Below are 18130 nucleotides of genomic sequence, written 5' to 3' on the forward strand. Positions count from 1 at the left end.
GTATCCTGGCGCGCGCCTCGTTATCCGCTCGCCTCGAACGGCAAGGCACCCCCCCAAGGATGGCTATGAACCGATCCGGATTGCGCCCCAGGTCCGCCCTGTCGTCCGCCGCGCTGCTCCTGGCCGCGGGGGTTGTCCTCGCGGCGTCCTGCGCCGAGAGCCCCGAGGCGTCGGGCGAGTGCGCCGACGGGCTGTCGCGGTGCAATGGCGAGTGCGTCGAGCTCCAGGCGAACGCCGAGCACTGCGGCGCGTGCGGCGACGCCTGCGAAGAGGGGCAGCTCTGCGTGGAGGGGCGCTGCGGCGAGGGCGGCGGCGGCGAGGGCGGCGGCGATATAGGATCCGGCGTCGGGGCCGGGGAGGGGTGCCGAGAGGGCCAGACCGACTGCTCGGGCAGGTGCGTGAACGTCGAGATCGACCCGCGGAACTGCGGCGATTGCGACGTCGCGTGCGCGGAGGGGCGCGTCTGCGCGGACGGCTCCTGCGCCTGCGCGGGCGACCTCACCGAGTGCGACGGCGCCTGCGTGGATGTGCGGAGCGACAGGCTCAACTGCGGCGAGTGCGGATCCAGCTGCGCGCCTGCGCAGCAGTGCGTCGACAGCGCTTGCACCTGCCCCGACGGTCTCGCGGACTGCGGCGGCTCGTGCGCCGATCTGCAGACGAGCCCGTTCCACTGCGGCGATTGCGGCGTCGCGTGCGAGCGAGGGGCGCTCTGCCAGGCAGGCGCCTGCACCTGCGTCCTCGGCACGTATGACGAGCTCAGCGACACGTTCCCGCAGACGGTCACGGGGACCACCATCAGCGGCGAGACGAACTACGATCTCGCGTGCGTGGCCGCCGGTTCGTCGGAGCGGGTCTATCGCTTCACGCCGTCCGAGGCGGGGACATACACGCTGGACACCGTCGGGTCCGCCTTCGATACGGCCATCGGGGTGCTGGGAGCGACCACCTGCGCTCAGCTCGCCTGCAACGATGACCTCGCCCCCGGGGTCGGCCAATCGCGGGTCCGCGCGGTCCTCGAGGCGGGCCAGCCGGTCCTCATCGTCGTGACCGGCTTCGACGGAGGGGAAGGCGATTTCACGCTCAACATGGCGAGATCCGCGCCGCCGAAGTGCCCTGGGTGGACGATCGACGCTGCGCTCCCGACGACCGTCACCGGCAACACCGAGCACCTCGGCGACGCGATCAGGCCGGGGTGCGGAGCTGCGGACAGCCCCGACGCGAGCTATGCCTTCACGGCGCCGGCGGCCGGGAAGTATGTATTCGATACCTTCGGCTCCGGGTTCAATACGATCCTGGAGCTGCACGATGGCGCGTGTGATGGCGACGTGCTCACCTGCTCCGACGACTCGGGAGGAGGGTCGCAGTCGCGCGCGACGGTGGAGCTCAGCGCCGGCCAGAAGGTCGTGGCGGTCATCGACGGCTTCGAGGGCGCGCGTGGGCCCTATACGCTGAACGTCGCCGCGTGGGCTCCGCCCGCGTGCCCCATGGTGGATCTCGGCTCCACCTACCCGCAGACGGTCACGGGTCACACGTCAGGCCTCGACGGGGTCCTCCAGCCGGCCTGCGCCATGAGCGATTCCCCCGAGGTCAGCTACAGCTTCACGGCGCCCATCGCCGGCCGGTATACATTCGATACGCTCGGCTCGACCTTCAACACGGTGCTCCACGTTCACGACGGCAGCTGCACGGGCGCCTCGCTGGGGTGCAACGACGACGCGGAGGGCTCGTACCAGTCGCAGGTGTCCACGCCCCTCGCGCAGGGGCAGACGGCGGTTGTGGTCGTGGACGGCGCGAGCGGGAAGCACGGCGCGTACACGCTCAACGTGAGCGGCTCCCCGGCCCCTCCGTGCCCGGCGAACGCGCTGGAGCCGGTCGTCCCGCAGACCGTGAGGGGGACGACCTTGGATCGCAGCGACTTCGCGGCCGCGCCGTGCGGCAAGGTCGGCGGGGCCGAGGTGGCTTACGGCTTCACGGCGCCGTCCGACGGATTGTATGTCTTCGATACGTTCGGATCGAGCTTTGACACGCTCGTCCACGTGCACGCCGGCACCTGCGGCGGGGAGGTGCTCGGCTGCAACGACAACACCACGGGCCTCCAGTCGCGGGTCGTGGTGCCGCTCGTCGCGGGGCAGGAGACCGTCGTCGTGGTGGATGGCTCCGGGCCGGCGGCCACCGGCGCGTTCACGCTCAACATCGGCCTGTTCGAGGGCGACGGCACCTGCGAGACCCCCATCGACCTCGGCTCGACGGTCCCGCGGACGGAGATGGGCTCCACCCTGCACCAGCCGAACTCGGGCACGCCGAGCTGCACCATGTCGAGCGGCAACGACAGGGTCTATCGCTTCACCGCGCCGGCGGACGGGACCTACGTCATCGACACGCTGTCGTCGACGTTCGACACCGTCCTTCACGTGCACGACGGCGACAGCTGCGCCGGCCGCGAGCTCGCCTGCAACGACAACACGAACGGGGTCACCTCGCGCGTGACCGTGCCCCTCACCGCGGGGCAGGTGATCACGATCATCGGCGACAGCAGGCCCTCCTCCTCCGGCACCCTCACCCTCAACATCGCCAAGCTTCCTTGAGCGGGCGCGCCCCGCTCGGCGGGGCATCTGCGGGCCGGGGGAAGCCTGAGCGCGGGTCGCTGGGGTGGGTCGGCTGCTGCGCGGCTTCGGTCGGGGGTGGGGATCGCCGTACGTGGGGGCAGGTGGACCGGGCTGGAGCGATGGACGGCGGGCGGCCCTGGCAGTGAACGACGCGACGCGCGCCCTAGGAGTTTTCTTGAGAGCGGCGCCCGCCCGTGCGAGTCTCGGCCCCCTTGGGACTTGCGCCCGTCGTCCGGGACGCGCCCCTGTGACCCGGGTCGAACCATGCCAAAGGAACGCGTGTTCTCCCTCGATGCCGTTAGGACCGACGGCTGGTTCGAGCGCATAGGCGACGGCATCGGCAGCTTCCAGGCGCTCTGCGAGATCGTGGGTGAGGCGTTCTTTGCCTTCTCGATGATTACGGGCGCCCGCATCACGGCGCTGACCGTCGACCGCCGCAACCCGGACAACACCCTGGTCGACTTCGTTATCGCGCCGCCGGGCGAGGAGGACATCGACGGCGACGTCCAGCGGCTCACGCTCGCGGACTTCCGCCACCGCCTCGTCGGCGCCCTGCTCACGGAGGACACGACGCCGCCCGCGCCCGAGCGGGACACCGACCTCGAGGGCATCCAGCTCCACATCGGCGTCCGCTACCTGCTGCTCGCCCCGCTCTACGGCTACAGCCTCCGCAAGCTCGCCGTCGAGGGGAAGACGTCGCGCCTCCTCCTCCTGCGCGACGGCATCGAGGAGACGCACGAGCTCAACGAGTTCCGCGCCCGCATCCGCTCGCACGTGCGCGACGAGCTCGAGCGCGCCTCGGCCGGCGCGCGCTCCGCCATCGACCTCACGAAGGTCGCCGAGGCCGAGGTCGCCTCGCAGCGCGGCGACTTCCCGAAGGTGATCCAGCTGCTCGGCACCTGGCCGGCCCCGCTCGCCATCTTCCTGCGCACGCCCGAGGGGCAGATGCTCACCCCGGACGCCCGCAGCCTGATCGCCAAGGGCCTCGGCCTCCTCGGCACCGCGTGCGTCAAGCTCGGCGAGGAGCACCAGGGCGAGGAGGTCATGCGCCTCGCCGTCCAGTACGCGCACGACGGGGCCGCGGCCGGCGACATCTTCCGCCGGCTGGGCGAGGCCATGCTCGAGGACGGCCGGGCCGGCGAGGCCATCGGCCCCCTCCGGCGCGCCGCCAACCTCGGGGCCCCGCCGAAGCAGATCTGGCCGCTGCTCGCGCGGGCGTTCGTGCAGCGCAAAAAGTTCGTCGCTGCCCTCGCCTGCGTCCGCGAGGCGCGGAGCGTGGGCGTGGCGGACGCCGACATGGTGGAGGAGATCCGGGAGATCGAGGCCACCCTGGGGACGGCGCTCACCGCGTGGCGAGGGCTGGTCCTGGCCGCGAACCGCTCCTAGGATCGCGGCCCGCGCGTTGGTTGACCGACCGCTGACCGCCTCCATTGACACCCCCGCGGCGGCCGACTAGATCCGGCGCGGATTAAGCCGGGATCGCTCGGATTTTTGCTGCTTCAGGCAGCATCGCCGCGTCGCTCTCACCTTTTTGGACTGCATGGTTCGGGGCCGCGGGCCCCGAGGTCTCGTCCCGAGACGCCGCGCGCCTCGGCGAGGTGGTCGACCCCTCCAGGGGCTCGACACGTAGGAGTGCTCTCTCGATGGCCACCTACATCCCCCTGTTCCTGCTGTTTCTCGTCGCCGCGATCATCGCGCTCGCGATGTTCACGCTGACGTCGCTGCTCGGCCCGAAGAACCCGACGCCCGAGAAGATGATCCCGTACGAGTGCGGCAGCGAGTCGACGGGCGGGCGATTCGTCAAGCCGAGCGTGAAGTTCTACCTGACGGCGATCCTCTTTGTCGTGTTCGACATCGAGGCGGTGCTCATCTACCCGTGGACGGTCCAGTTCCGCTCCCTCGGGTGGACGGGCCTCGCGACGATGAGCTCGTTCATCGCGCTGCTCGTCGTGGCGCTCGTGTACGTGTGGAAGAAGGGAGCTCTGGAATGGGAGAAATGAAGGCCGGTGGGCCCTCGACGCGGGTGGTGGAGGGCTCCGAGCACGGCTTCGCGACCACGCGCGTGGACGCGCTGCTGAACTGGGCGAAGAAGTACTCGCTGTTCCAGTACCCGTTCGTGACGGCGTGCTGCGGCATGGAGTACATGGCGATGGCCAGCCCGCGCTTCGACATGGCGCGGTTCGGCGCCGAGGTGCCGCGCTTCTCGCCGCGCCAGGCCGACCTGCTCTGGGTGGTGGGGACCATCAGCCAGCGCCAGGCGCCCGCGCTCCGCCGCATCTACGAGCAGATGGCGGACCCGAAGTGGGTGCTCGCCTTCGGCACGTGCGCCTCGTGCGGCGGCTTCTACGATAACTACACGACCGTCGCCGGCATCGACAAGGTCATCCCCTGCGACGTCTACGTGCCCGGCTGTCCGCCGCGCCCCGAGGCGGTGCTCGACGGCCTCATGCTGCTCCAGGACAAGATCGCGCGCGGCGATCGCACGCCGGCGATCGTCAAGCCGCGCGAGGACCCTGCGCAGACGACGGAGCAGCTCATCGCCCTCCAGCGCAAGGAGCGGAGCCTGCCATGAGCAAGAAGGTCCTAGAGCTCCTCACGGCGCAGTTCCCGGGCGCCGTCCTGGAGACGCACTCGCAGTTCGGCGACGACACGGCGGTGCTCGATCCCGCCGTGTGGCGCGACGCCGCCCTGTTCCTCCGCAACGACCCGCGGACCCTGATGAACATGTTCGTCGACCTGACCGCGGTCGACTACCTCTGGCGCGGCGACGTGCCCCGCTTCGAGGTGGTCTGCCACCTGCGGTCGCTCGAGCGCAACCACCGCGTCCGGATCAAGGCGCGCGTCGGCGACGAGGAGGGCAACGGCGCCGAGATCGACTCGATCGTCCCGGTGTGGAAGGGCGCGAACTGGTTCGAGCGCGAGTGCTACGACCTGCTCGGCATCGTCTTCAAGGGGCACCCGGATCTCCGGCGCATCCTGATGTACCCGGAGTTCGAGGGGCACCCGCTGCGCAAGGACTATCCGGCCAACCGCATCCAGCCGCTCATCCCGTTCCGGGACGTGCCGAACACCGGCAAGCTGCCGCCGTTCGGCCCCGACGAGGGCATGAGCTTCGGCCGCCAGTCGCACGACTTCGCGCGGAGTGGCCCCGGGGCGTCGATCGACGGAGACGAGGCCGTGAGCAACGGCAAGCGCGCGGGCGCGCTGGAGGAGCGGAGCTGACCCATGGAACCCCTGGATCGCGAGCTGGACGAGGCCGAGCTCGACCTACCGAGCGAGCCGATGCTCCTCAACATGGGGCCGTCTCACCCGGCGATGCACGGCACGGTGCGGATCGTGCTCGAGCTGTCCGGTGAGACGATCAACAAGGCCGACGTGCAGATCGGCTACCTGCACCGCGGCTTCGAGAAGATGTGCGAGCGCGGCACGTGGTCGCAGGTCTTCCCGTACGTCGACCGGCTCAACTACGTCTCGCCGATGCTCAACAACGTCGGCTTCGCGCTGGCGGTCGAGAAGATGCTCGGCGTCACGGTCCCCGAGCGCTGCCAGTACTACCGCGTGATCCTCGGCGAGATGGCGCGCATCTGCGATCACATGATCTGCAGCGGCGCCATGGCCATGGAGCTCGGCGCCTTCACGCCGTTCCTCTACCTGTGCCGCGCGCGCGAGATCTTCTGGGAGATCTTCGAGGAGGAGACGGGGGCGCGCCTGACGCACAGCTTCGGCCGCGTCGGCGGCATGGCGCGGCCGCCCACGGCCGACTTCAAGGCGATGGTCCGCGTGGGCCTCGCGCGCGTGCTCGCGCTCATCAACGACGCCGAGAAGCTCATCCTCAAGAACCGCATCTTCCTCGATCGCCTCGACGGCGTCGGGCAGATCTCGCAGGAGGACGCGCTCGCGCTCGGCTGGACCGGCGTCGTGCTCCGGGCGACCGGCGTGCCGTACGACGTGCGCCGGGCGAACCCGTACATGGTCTACGACCGCTTCGAGTTCGATGTGCCGGTCGGCACGCGGGGCGACAACTACGACCGGTTCATGTGCCGCCAGGAGGAGATCCGCCAGGCGGGGAGGATCATCGAGCAGGCGCTCGAGCAGATGCCCGACGAGGGGCCCGTCAACATCGACGATCCGCGCATCGTGCTGCCGCCGAAGGAGGAGGTCTACACGACCATCGAGGCGACCATCCAGCACTTCAAGATCGTCATGGAGGGCATCAAGGTGCCCGCGGGCGAGTGCTACTCGTACACCGAGGCCGGCAACGGCGAGCTCGGCTTCTACCTGGTGTCCGACGGCAGCGGCACGCCGTACCGCGTCCGCATCCGTCCGCCGTGCTTCGCCACGACGCAGGGGCTCTCCCAGCTCATCACCGGGCTGATGATCCCCGACGTCGTGCCGACCTTCGGCTCCCTCAACATGATCGGCGGGGAGTGCGACCACTAGCGACGGCGCGAGGAGCGCTCCCGTCATCGACTTAGGAAAGCAAGGGCCCTCCGCGGCCCCGCCGGGAATCGAGAGCACGATGCCTACGATCAAGATCGACGGAAGGGAGATCCCCTTCGAGAGCGGTGACACGATCATCCGCGCGGCGCACCGCGCCGGGATCGACATCCCCCATTACTGCTGGCACCCGGGCCTCAGCGTCGCCGCCAACTGCCGGATGTGCCTCGTCGAGGTGCTGCCGCCGCCGGGGCGGCCGGCGATGAGCCTCGACATCCTCCGCTGGGACGCGGCGAAGCAGGACTACGTGCCGGCGGCGAAGCCGAAGCTCCAGCCGGCCTGCCAGATGGCCTGCGCGAGCGGCATGGAGGTGCTGTCCGACAACAGCGACCACGTGTCCGAGGCGCGCTCGGCGGTGCAGGAGCTCCTGCTCCTGAACCACCCGGTCGACTGCCCGATCTGCGACCAGGCCGGCGAGTGCCGCCTCCAGGACTACTGGCTGGAGCACCAGCGCAAGGGCAAGCGGATGCGGCAGGAGCCGGTGCACAAGCCGAAGGCGGTCACCTTCGGCCCGACCATCGTGTACGACGCCGAGCGCTGCATCGTCTGCACGCGGTGCATCCGCGTCTGCAACGAGCTCGCCCGGGATCCGGTGCTCTCCGTCCGCGAGCGCGGCAACCTCGGGGAGATCACGGTCTCGCCGGGGCGCGAGCTCGACCACAACTACACGCTCATGACCGAGCACGTCTGCCCGGTCGGCGCGCTCACGTCGCGCGACTTCCGCTTCAAGGCGCGCGTCTGGTTCCTCCGCAGCGCCCGGACCGTCTGCCAGGGCTGCGCGACCGGCTGCAACGCCTACCTCGACTACGATCCGCGCAACAACACGCCGTACCGGCACCGCCCCCGCGAGAACATGGCGGTCAACACGTACTGGATGTGCGACGAGGGCATGCTCTCGTACCGGCACGCGGTCGAGGGGCGGCTGCTCACGGCGCTCGTCGGCAACGACGACGCGAGCCTCGACGACGCGCTCGCTGCGGCCAAGGAGCAGCTCGCCGGCCACAGCGACGACCCGTCGAAGGTCGCGATCGTCCTGTCGGCGCAGCACTCGAACGAGGACAACTTCGCGCTCTACCACCTCGCCACGACGTACCTCGGCGCGACCGACTTCTTCGTGTCGGGCAAGCCGCTCGGCGAGGGCGACGACATCCTCATCAGCGAGGACAAGAACCCGAACACCCGCGGCGCCGTGCAGATCGCGGCGGCGACCCCGCCGCGCCCGGTCGCGGAGCTGCTCCAGGGGATCGCGTCCGGGCACTACGCGTACGTGGTCGCCCTCGGGTCGGACCTCGAGGTCGACGCGGGCGAGGCGCAGCGGGCGTTCTCGCGGCTGAAGGGGGTGGTGACGATCGCCGCCCACGAGGGGCCGCTCGCGAAGGCCGCGCGCGTCGCGCTGCCGGCGTGCTCCTGGGCCGAGGCCGAGGGGACGTACGTGAACGGCAAGGGCCTGGCGCAGCGGAGCGAGCGGGCGCTGCTCCCGCACGGCGACGCGCGCCCGGCCTGGGAGCTCATCGGCCGGCTGGGGCGCGCGCTCGGGTACGAGACCGGGTGGAAGACCCTGGCCGAGCTCCGCCGCGCGATGCCGCCCGGCGCGGCGCTTGGTGGGGCAGCCGCGCCCGCCGCGGCGCTCGGCGCGGTGCCCGCCGTCGCCGACGGCGCGCGGGTCGAGCCGAAGAAGACGGAGGCCACGGCATGACCAGCGTCGAGCTCGCTCTCGCGATCGTCAAGATCCTCATCGTCGTCCTGTTCCTGCTGAACATGGCGGCGATCGCCACCTGGGCCGACCGGCGCCAGGGCGCGATGGTGCAGGACCGCGTCGGCCCGAACCGGGCGGTCGTCTACCTGCCGTCCCTGGTCGTGCGGGGCATCGTGTTCTTCCCCCCGGCGCTGCTCGCGGCGCTCTCCGTGTTCACGGCGACGCGCCCGGCGTCCGCGCCGGCCGCGGCCGAGACGATGGTGGCCGCCGCGCAGTTCGCGGTGGCCGTGGCCTGGCTCGGGCTGATCGTGTTCTGCGCGTCGGCCCGCAGCGGCGGCCCGATCAACCCGGCCGAGGAGGCGCTCGCCCGCGTCGAGCCCCGCAGCATCTTCTACGGGGGCGTCATGGCCCACGTCGCGGTCTTCTTCCTGACGCAGGCGATCCCGCTCTCGGCGGCGCCCGTCGTCGCGCGGATCGCGTGCGTGCTGCTCGGCGCGCTGCTCCTCGTCACGGGCGCCTACGCGGCCCTGCGCGTGCCCGAGGGCAAGATCCCTCTGCGGCTCCTCGGCACGCTCCACGCCGCGGCCGACGCGATCAAGATGATCTGGAAGGAGGACTTCATCCCGAAGAACGCCGACCGGCTCCTCCACTCGCTCGCGCCGCTGCTCGCGATGTTCCCGGCGCTCGTGACGTTCGCGGTCATCCCGTTCGGCGACAAGCTCTGCTTCGAGGACAACGGCGACGGGGTCTTCGGCTTCGGGGACCTCCCGCTGCTCAAGCGGACGGTCGACCAGGCGTTCACGTGCAGCGGCCACGTCGTGAACCTCCAGGTCGCGGACCTCAACGTCGGCATCCTCTACATCTTCGCGATGGCGGGCACCGGCATCATCGGCGCCGCGCTCGCCGGCTGGGCGAGCGACAACAAGTTCTCGCTGCTCGGCGGCCTCCGCGCCGCGAGCCAGATGGTCAGCTACGAGGTCGCGATGGGCCTCAGCGTCGTCGGGCTCTTCATCATCTACGGCAGCGTCCGGCTCGGCGACATGGTGCAGTGGCAGGCCGAGCACGCGTGGGGCATCTTCGTCCAGCCGCTCGCGTTCATCCTGTTCCTCGCGGCCCTCGCGGCCGAGACGAAGCGCATCCCCTTCGATCAGCCCGAGGGCGAGAGCGAGATCGTCGCCGGCTACTTCGTCGAGTACTCCGGGATGAAGTTCGGCATGTTCATGACCGGCGAGTACGTGGAGCTCATCACGTCGAGCGCGCTCCTCGTCACGCTCTTCTTCGGCGGCTACCACCTGCCGTTCCTGGACCGCGACGGCATCAACGTCGCCTTCGGCGACGCGACGCTCTTCCAGTACAAGATGACCCACTTCGCCGTGAGCCTGACGTACGTGCTGGCGTTCTTCGGCAAGACGATCCTCATGGCGTGGGTGCAGGTCTTCTTCCGCTGGACGCTGCCGCGCTTCCGTTACGACCAGGTGATGCGGCTCGGGTGGACGAAGCTCCTGCCGCTCACGATCGTCAACATGATGGTCACGGGCATCGTCGTGCTGGCCGTCGACTCGGCGCCCGCGGGGCTCGTCGGCGGTCTCCAGGTCGCGGCCGACGTCACCCACGCGATCGTCGCCGTGGGCGGGTTCGCGGCGGTCGTGGCGCTGATCGCCGGCCTCCTCGAGCCGGTCGAGCGCCAGCGCACCGTCAACTCCACCTCGTCCCGGTTCGCTGCCGCGGCGGGGGGCACCAAGGCGTCGCCGCAGCAGGCGTAGAGGAGGATCTCATGGCGAGAGCTACCCCCAGCAACACGTGGACGAAGCCGGCCGGCAGGCCGATCGCCGGCAAGCCCATCCCGCGCCCGACCCGGAGCGCCGACGTCCAGGCCTACATCCCCGAGATGGTCAAGGGCCTGGGGATCACGATGAAGCACTTCTTCAAGAACACGAAGGAGATGGTGCTCGGCCAGAAGCCCGACCCGGTGCTGAACGCGCTCGAGCCGGGCGTCACGACGATCAGCTACCCCGAGGAGAAGCGCCCCTACCCGGAGCGCTTCCGGGGCATCCACCGGCTCACGCTGCGCGAGGACAACTCGCCCCGCTGCGTCGCGTGCCTCTGCTGCTCGACGGCGTGCCCGGCGCAGTGCATCGCGATCGAGCCGGCCGAGTACCCCGACGGCGATCGGCGGAAGGGCTACGAGCGGTACCCGAGCAGCTTCGTCATCGACGAGCTCCGCTGCGTCTTCTGCGGCTTCTGCGTCGAGGCGTGCCCCGTCGACGCCATCCGGATGGACACCGGCCTCCACGCGGTGCCCTACGACTCGCGCGAGCAGTTCATCTACAGGCGCGATCTCCTCATGAGCCTCTCCGATCGTTCGGGCTCGCGGCTGACGGCGAACACGCGCCACGAGCCCGGCGACCCGACGCACCCTGGCCTGTCGCGCGATCACGCGGATCACTGAGCCGGGCATCTCGCCTCTCGCCCGGCCGAGGTTCTGCTAGAAGGGCGGGTCATGGCGACGACGTACGGCTCCTTCGAGGCGGTCATCGGGCTCGAGGTCCACGCGCAGCTCCTCACCCGGACCAAGGCGTTCTGTGGCTGCGCGACCAGCTTCGGCGACCCGCCGAACACGCACACGTGCCCTGTCTGCCTCGGTCTCCCGGGGGCGCTCCCGGTCCTGAACCGCGAGGCGGTCCGGATGGCGGTGAGCGCCGCGCTCGCGCTCGGCTGCGCCGTCCAGGAGAGCAGCGTCTTCGCGAGGAAGAACTACTTCTACCCGGACCTGCCGAAGGGGTTCCAGATCAGCCAGTTCGATCGGCCGCTCGCGCTGCGCGGCCAGCTCGAGATCGAGACCGAGGCGGGCAAGACGCGGGCGGGGATCACGCGCGTCCACATGGAGGAGGACGCCGGCAAGAACCTCCACGGCATCGGCGGCCTGTCGGTCGTCGATCTCAACCGCGCCGGCACGCCGCTCATCGAGATCGTCGGCGAGCCCGATCTCCGCTCGGGCGCGGAGGCGGCCGAGTACCTGAAGCGGCTGCGCGAGATCCTGATGTTCATCGGCGTGAACGACGGCAACCTCGAGCAGGGCAGCTTCCGCTGCGACGCCAACGTCTCGGTCCGCAAGGCGGGGGAGACGAAGCTCGGCACGCGGACGGAGCTCAAGAACATCAACTCGTTCCGTTTCGTCGCCGAGGCGATCGATCTCGAGATCCGGCGGCAGATCGCGCTCATCGAGCAGGGCGGCCGCGTCCGGCAGCAGACCCGCGGGTACAACGCCGAGAAGAAGGAAACGTACCTCCTCCGCGACAAGGAGAACGAGTCCGGCTACCGCTACTTCCCCGAGCCGGATCTGCCGCCGCTCGTCGTGGACAAGGCGTTCCTCGCCGACGTGCGCGGCGCGCTCCAGGAGCCGCCGGCCGACAAGCGGCGCCGCTTCACCGAGTCGCTCGGCCTCACCCCGTACGCGGCGTCGGTCCTGACCGGCCACCCGCAGATCGCGGCGTTCTTCGAGGAGGCCGCGCGCCTCCACGGCGACGCTGTCAAGGTCGCGAACTTCGTCCAGGGCGAGGTGCTGCGCGACACCCGGACGGCGGGGCTCACGGCGACGTTCCCGGTCGCCCCCGGGCAGGTGGCGGCGCTGCTCCGCCTCGTGGACGAGGGCGCGATCAGCGGCAAGCAGGCCAAGGAGGTCTACATGGAGATGGCCGGCACGGACCGGGCGCCCGGCGACATCGTTCGCGACAAGGGCATGGCCGTGATGAGCGACGCCGCTGCGATCGAGGCCGTGGCCGCGTCGGTCATCGCCGCGAACGAGAAGCAGGCGGCGGCGTACCGCGCCGGCAAGACCGCGCTGTTCGGCTTCTTCGTCGGTCAGATCATGAAGAAGACGGGGGGCAGCGCGAACCCGGCCGTCGTGAACGATGTGCTGAAGCGACTGCTCGAGGGAGCTCCCGCCACGGGCGGGTGACGGCTCTTTCTCCGAGCGCAAGCGTGAAATAGGGTACCGCCGGCAGGCGCTCTCGCCGCGCGATCTGGGGCGCGCCCGGCGCCTCCGCCTCGCTGAAGCCCTGGTTCTACGATCGCCCCGAGCGGGCAGGACATCCGACGCATGGTCAGCGCTCGTCCACTCGACGCCCTCCGCTTCCCTCTCCGCACGGCCGGCTTCGTCGGCCTCACCTTCGGCATGTACGGCCTGCTCGAGGTCGACACAGCGATCTCACCCGCGGCCGACCGCGAAGTGGTCCTCCACACATGGATGCGCCGGTATGGGCGCGCGCTCCTGAAGCTGTACGGGCTCGACGTGCGTGCGGGCGGCCTCTTCCAGGGTGAGCGCGCCGCCGGCGCGGCCGATCCGGCGGGCGCCGGGTACTGCCCTGGGCGCGACGCCGCCGGGGTCGGCCGGCTGTTCGTGATGAACCACCGCTCCGCGCTCGACATCATGATCACGCTCGCCTTCTTCGAGGCCACGGTCGTGAGCCGGGCCGACCTCGCCGGATGGCCGGTCATCGGCATGGCGGCGCGCCGCGTCGGAACGCTCTTCGTGGACCGCTCCAGCAAGCGCAGCGGCTCTGCGGTCGTCCAGGCGATGTGCGCCGCGCTCAAGGGCGGCCGTGGTGTGATGGTCTACCCCGAGGGGACCACGTTCTCCGGAGATGAGGTGCGGCCGTTCCGCGCGGGCGGCTTCACCGCGGCCTGCCGCGTCGGCGCGGAGATCGTCCCTGTGGGGCTCGTGTACGGCGGCGCCGAGTCCTCCTACGTCGACGAGTCGTTCACGGCGCACATGGCCCGGGTGAGCCGTGCGCGACGTATCCCGGTGGCGATCGAGGTCGGCGCGCCCATCGCCACGGTAGGCCAGGACGTCGGCGAGGTGCGCGACGAGTCGCACCGCGCCGTCCAGGCGCTCGTTCACCGCGCCCGCGCGCGGCTCGTCGCCGACGGTTAGCCGCCGCGCTCTCTCCTGCGCCGCTGGCTTCTGCGATCGGCCCTCGCTACGATGCGGGCCGCCGGCGACCCCATGGAGCGTGAAGGCAACCCTAGCGAGACCGCCATGGCATGGCAGGTCCTGAAGCCGCCCCGCGGAGGGGCGATCCATAATGAGCTGATGTTCCTGGCGGACGCGAGCGAGCAGCTCACCGGATCGCTTGACCCTCATACGATCCTCGAGCGACTCGCGCGTCTGTCGGTGCCCTACCTGGCGGACTGGTGCACGGTCGATCTCATCGAGCGTGGCGCCGCGGACGCCATGGGCCTGGTCGGCTCGGTGCCGCCGCCGCCGCCGTCGAACGATCCCACGTTCGTGGCCGGGGCGGACGGGTTCGACCCCGCGCCCGTGGCGGGCATCTATGCGGCCCGGCGCCAGCGCGCCGCCGCGGACTCCGACAGGGCGGGCGCCGCTCGGGCGGGCCACGCGGGCGCGACGCGGCAGCGGTTCTGCCGGGTCGCCGCGAAGCACGTGAACCCCGAGCGCGAGGGGCTCCTGCGCGCGATCTCGCCCGACGCCGAGGAGCGCCTCGGCATCGCCAAGGTGCTGCACAGCGGCGAGTCCGAGCTCTTGCACGAGCTCGATCGCGACAAGAGCGACGAGGCCGCCGAGCGCGCCGCGGCGCTGGAGCAGCTCGGCACGCGGTCGGCGATGGCGGTGCCGCTCATCGCGCGCGGCCGCAAGCTCGGCGTGCTGTCGTTCGGCGTGTCCGAGTCGAACCGCATCTACTCCGCGGACGACCTCGTGCTCGCGGCCGAGCTCGCGCACCGCGTGGCGCTGGCGCTCGACAACGCCTACCTCTACCGGAAGGCGGAGGAGGCGCGCCACGCGGCGGAGCGGAGCGCGGACCGGGCCGCGTGGCTCTTCGCGGTGACCGCCGCGCTGTCCGACGCGATCACGCCGCCCGCGGTGCTCCGCGTGCTCGCGAGCGACGTCGTCGCGGCCGCCGGGGCGATGACCGGCGTGGTGGCGCTGCGCGCCGGGCTCGGCGGCGAGCTCGAGACGGTGCGCTCGACGGGCTACCTCGAGGCGCAGATCGCGCGCTTCAAGAGCTTCGACCTCGGCGCGGAGCTGCCGCTCGCGCGCGCGGTCCGGGAGCGCCAGCCGATCTTCCTCGAGTCGGAGGAGCGCTTCGGCGAGTTCGAGCCGGGCTTCGCGTCGTGCTGCGTCGCGACGGGCGAGCGCGCGTACGCCGCGATCCCGCTCTTCCTCGAGGGGCGCGTGCTCGGCGCCGTGGGGTTCGGCTTCTCGGCGCCGCAGTCGTTCTCCGAGGACGACCGGGCGTTCATGCTCGCGCTGGTCCAGCAGAGCGCGCAGGCGCTCGAGCGGGCGCGCCTCTCCGCGCTGCAGACGGAGGAGGCCATGCACCTCTCGCACGAGGTGCTGAAGCAGATGCCCGAGGCCATCCTCGTCACGGACGTCGAGGGCAACATCCGGTACTGGATGGGCGAGGCCGAGTCGATCTTCGGCTACCTGTCCGAGGAGATCGTCGGCAAGAGCATGGCGCTCCTCCACCGCGAGGACGTCCGTGAGGAGAGCACGGCCCGGATCCTCCAGCAGATCGAGGACGCGCGCACCTTCGTCGGCGAGGTCCCGTGCGTCCGGCGCGACGGCTCCGAGGTGCCGATCGAGATCACGGCGTACGCGGTCCACGACCAGGAGGGTCGCCCGCTGTTCCTCGTCGGCATCCACCGCGACATCACCGATCGCAAGCGGGCCGAGGAGGAGCGCGCCCGGCTGATCCGGGTGCAGGCGGCGCGGGCCGAGGCGGAGGAGGCGGCGCGGCGGTTCGCGTTCCTGGCCGAGCTCAGCACGGCGCTGGCCGCGTCGCTGGACTTCACGGCGACGCTCCAGTCGCTCGCGCGGCTCGTCCTGCCGGTGCTCGCCGATTTCTGCCTGGTCGACATCGACGACGGCCTCGGGCTGCGCCACGTCGCGGCCGCGCACGTGAGCCCGCTGAAGGAGCCGCTGCTCCGGTACTTCCACCCGAGCCGGGTCGACGGCGAGCCGGGTCCCGTGGCGCGCGTGCTGCGCACGGGCCGGTCGGAGCTCTACGCGGACGTCCGCGGGGACGTGCTGATCCACGAGGCGATGACGAGCGAGGAGGCCACGGCCAACCGGACGCTCGCGCCGCTGTCGTACCTCGTGGTGGCGCTCCGGGCGCGCGGGCGGATCCTCGGCGCGATCTCGCTCGTGTCGTCGGAGTCGGGCCGGTTCTTCGAGCGGTCCGACGTGGCCTTCGCGGAGGAGGTCGCGCACCGGGCCGCGCTTGCGCTCGACAACGCGCGCCTCTACCGCGAGGTGCAGGACGCCAACCGGCTGAAGGACGAGTTCCTCGGGACGGTGTCGCACGAGCTGCGGACGCCGCTCAACGCGATCCTCGGCTGGGCGAGGATGATGCAGGCGGGCTCGCTCGATCGGGTCGCGGAGACGCGGGCGCTGTCGGCGGTCGAGCGCAACGCCGAGCACCAGGTGACGCTCATCGACGAGCTGCTCGACGCGTCGCAGGTCGTGACGGGCACGCTGAAGATCGAGCGGCTCGCGGTGGAGCTGACGCTGCCGGTGCAGACGGCGGTCGAGTCGATCCTCCCGTCGGCCGCGGGCAAGGGCGTGGCGATCGAGACGAGGCTCGATCCGGAGGGCGTGTTCGTCGAGGGCGACCCTGCGCGGCTGCAGCAGGTCGTGTGGCACCTGCTCTCGAACGCGGTGAAATTCGCGCGCCCCGGCGGGCTCGTGCAGGTGCAGCTCTCGCAGGACGAGCGGTTCGCCGAGGTCAGGGTGATCGACGACGGCGAGGGCATCTCGGCGGACTCGCTCCCGCACGTCTTCGAGCGGTTCCGGCAGGAGGACAACAGCGGCGCGCGCCGGCACGGGGGCCTCGGGCTCGGGCTCTCGATCGTGCGGCACATCGTCGGGCTGCACGGCGGCATGGTGCGCGTGACGAGCGCCGGCCCCGGGCGCGGGACGACGTGCACGGTGCAGCTGCCGCTCTCGACGGGCGCGACCGCGACGGCGCTCACGAACGCGGGGATCGCGCCGGACCCGCGCAACCCGTTCCCTCGGCTGACCGGGGTGCGGGTGCTCATCGCGGACGACGATCCGGATACGCTGGCGATGCTCTCGGCGGTGCTGCGGCGCTGCGGGGCCGAGGTCAGCACGGCGACGTCGAGCAACGAGGCGCTCAAGCTGCTGGAGACGTCGGAGCCGGCGCTGCTCGTCGTCGACATCGGGATGCCGGGGGAGGACGGGTACTCGCTGATCCGGCGGGTGCGGGATCTGCTGCCGCGCAAGGTGGGGCGCACGCCGGCGCTGGCGCTGACGCCGTACGCGCGGACCGAGGACCGGGTGCGGGCGCTCGCGGCCGGGTACCAGATGCACGTGCCCAAGCCGATCGAGCCGATCGAGCTGGCGGCGGCGGTGAAGTGCCTGGCGACCGGGTTCATGCCTTGGTCCCGGGACGAGTGAGTGAGGGAGGGACGGGAGATCCGGGGGCACGCGCCGGGGTGGGGGTGTGCGCGGCAGCGCGCGGGGGGCGCTGGCCATCCGCCAAGACGGGGGCGGGAGAGCTTGCGCATGAGACACCGCCCGGCATGTCTCACTTCGGGCCTTGCCCTCTGAGACGTTTCGTTGCGCGCCACATAAGGCGCGCCTGGGACGTGGAGCCTGCTGGGAACTTATGGCACCTCGTTCGGTGCTCCAGCGCGCCCCCCGCGCGCTGCCGCGCACACCCCCACCCTGGCGCTCACGCATTGACGCCCGTTGAAGAGAAGAACGGGGGGATCCGGCGGCAGCGGGCTGATCTTTAGACGCCGGCCGCGGTTCACTGCGGCGCTCTGCGCTGCCCCCGTCCAGCACGAAGTTCGATCCGCGGGTGCTTCGCCCCCTACGCTATGCTCGTGCTGCGCGATGCAGGCGCTGGCGGATCTCTTCGGCTCGGTGGGCACGACCATCGAGGGCAAGTACCGCGTTGACGACGTCGTCGGTAAGGGCGGCTTCGGGGTTGTTTACCGCGGATACCATCTCGGCTTCGATATGACGGAGCGATCCGGCTCCGGGACACGGCGGGTTGGGAGCTGAAGGAGACGCTCACAGCTCATACAATGCATCTTGCTTCCATGGTCTTCTACCCCCGCTGTGAGATCGTGGTTTCAGGCTCGTCTGATGGCACGGTGCGAGCCTGGGAGGCAGCCTCCGGGAAGGCGTTGCGCGTGCTCGGAGAGTATGCGGACGCCGTCGAGTGCGTGGCCATGAGCCCGGACGGGCGGCATGTGGCCGCGGCGTGCACGGACGGGATGGTGCGAGTCTATCGATGGGCGAGCGCGACATGACCTGCCCTTCTTCGAGAAACCAGGGCGAAGT

The 18130-nt window shown here is 70.9% G+C and carries 14 protein-coding genes; all 14 read left to right on the top strand.

What is annotated here, in order from left to right:
- Positions 1-65 precede the first annotated feature (65 nt).
- The 14 genes from WMF14_RS02945 (at position 66) to WMF14_RS03010 (ending at position 18099) form a co-directional block, all read left to right on the top strand.
- Positions 66-2585 carry an MXAN_6577-like cysteine-rich protein gene (locus WMF14_RS02945; RefSeq protein WP_437798650.1) on the top strand — a complete coding sequence of 840 codons (2520 nt, stop codon included), beginning with the start codon at positions 66-68 and terminating at the stop codon, positions 2583-2585.
- Between the two features lie 300 nt (positions 2586-2885).
- Complete coding sequence (locus WMF14_RS02950) at positions 2886-3992, top strand: hypothetical protein (RefSeq protein ID WP_272097618.1); 1107 nt, start codon at positions 2886-2888, stop codon at positions 3990-3992.
- A 257-nt stretch (positions 3993-4249) separates the two neighbouring features.
- Positions 4250-4606: an NADH-quinone oxidoreductase subunit A gene (locus WMF14_RS02955; RefSeq protein WP_272097619.1), complete on the top strand. Its 357-nt coding sequence runs from the start codon at positions 4250-4252 to the stop codon at positions 4604-4606.
- Entirely contained in the window at positions 4594-5178 is a 585-nt protein-coding gene (locus WMF14_RS02960; protein WP_272097620.1) for an NADH-quinone oxidoreductase subunit B, read from the top strand. The genes WMF14_RS02955 and WMF14_RS02960 overlap by 13 nt, the downstream gene beginning before the upstream one ends.
- The gene (locus tag WMF14_RS02965) at positions 5175-5828 is read left to right on the top strand and encodes an NADH-quinone oxidoreductase subunit C (protein ID WP_272097621.1); all 654 of its coding nucleotides are present in this window, start codon (positions 5175-5177) and stop codon (positions 5826-5828) included. The genes WMF14_RS02960 and WMF14_RS02965 overlap by 4 nt, the downstream gene beginning before the upstream one ends.
- A 3-nt stretch (positions 5829-5831) precedes the next feature.
- Positions 5832-7046, top strand: coding sequence for an NADH-quinone oxidoreductase subunit D (locus WMF14_RS02970; protein ID WP_272097622.1), 1215 nt, complete (start codon positions 5832-5834; stop codon positions 7044-7046).
- Positions 7047-7125: 79 nt separating this feature from the next.
- Positions 7126-8799 carry a 2Fe-2S iron-sulfur cluster-binding protein gene (locus tag WMF14_RS02975; RefSeq protein WP_437798652.1) on the top strand — a complete coding sequence of 558 codons (1674 nt, stop codon included), beginning with the start codon at positions 7126-7128 and terminating at the stop codon, positions 8797-8799.
- On the top strand, positions 8796-10562 hold the full coding sequence (locus tag WMF14_RS02980; protein WP_272097624.1) for a complex I subunit 1/NuoH family protein: 1767 nt from the start codon (positions 8796-8798) through the stop codon (positions 10560-10562). Before WMF14_RS02975 ends, WMF14_RS02980 begins: the two co-directional genes overlap by 4 nt.
- An 11-nt stretch (positions 10563-10573) precedes the next feature.
- On the top strand, positions 10574-11248 hold the full coding sequence (locus WMF14_RS02985; protein ID WP_272097625.1) for a NuoI/complex I 23 kDa subunit family protein: 675 nt from the start codon (positions 10574-10576) through the stop codon (positions 11246-11248).
- A 51-nt stretch (positions 11249-11299) separates the two neighbouring features.
- Positions 11300-12757: an Asp-tRNA(Asn)/Glu-tRNA(Gln) amidotransferase subunit GatB gene (gene gatB / locus WMF14_RS02990; RefSeq protein WP_437798654.1), complete on the top strand. Its 1458-nt coding sequence runs from the start codon at positions 11300-11302 to the stop codon at positions 12755-12757.
- 141 nt (positions 12758-12898) lie between these two features.
- Positions 12899-13732: a lysophospholipid acyltransferase family protein gene (locus WMF14_RS02995; protein WP_272097627.1), complete on the top strand. Its 834-nt coding sequence runs from the start codon at positions 12899-12901 to the stop codon at positions 13730-13732.
- Positions 13733-13837: 105 nt separating this feature from the next.
- Positions 13838-17236 carry a GAF domain-containing protein gene (locus tag WMF14_RS03000; RefSeq protein ID WP_437798656.1) on the top strand — a complete coding sequence of 1133 codons (3399 nt, stop codon included), beginning with the start codon at positions 13838-13840 and terminating at the stop codon, positions 17234-17236.
- Between the two features lie 441 nt (positions 17237-17677).
- Positions 17678-17848: a hypothetical protein gene (locus tag WMF14_RS03005; protein WP_437798658.1), complete on the top strand. Its 171-nt coding sequence runs from the start codon at positions 17678-17680 to the stop codon at positions 17846-17848.
- Positions 17849-17886: 38 nt separating this feature from the next.
- Complete coding sequence (locus tag WMF14_RS03010) at positions 17887-18099, top strand: WD40 repeat domain-containing protein (protein ID WP_437798659.1); 213 nt, start codon at positions 17887-17889, stop codon at positions 18097-18099.
- The last annotated feature ends 31 nt before the right edge of the window (positions 18100-18130 follow it).

Origin of the sequence: Sorangium sp. So ce693 (genome assembly GCF_051521375.1) — a bacterium.
Lineage (GTDB): Bacteria > Myxococcota_A > Polyangia > Polyangiales > Polyangiaceae > Sorangium > Sorangium atrum.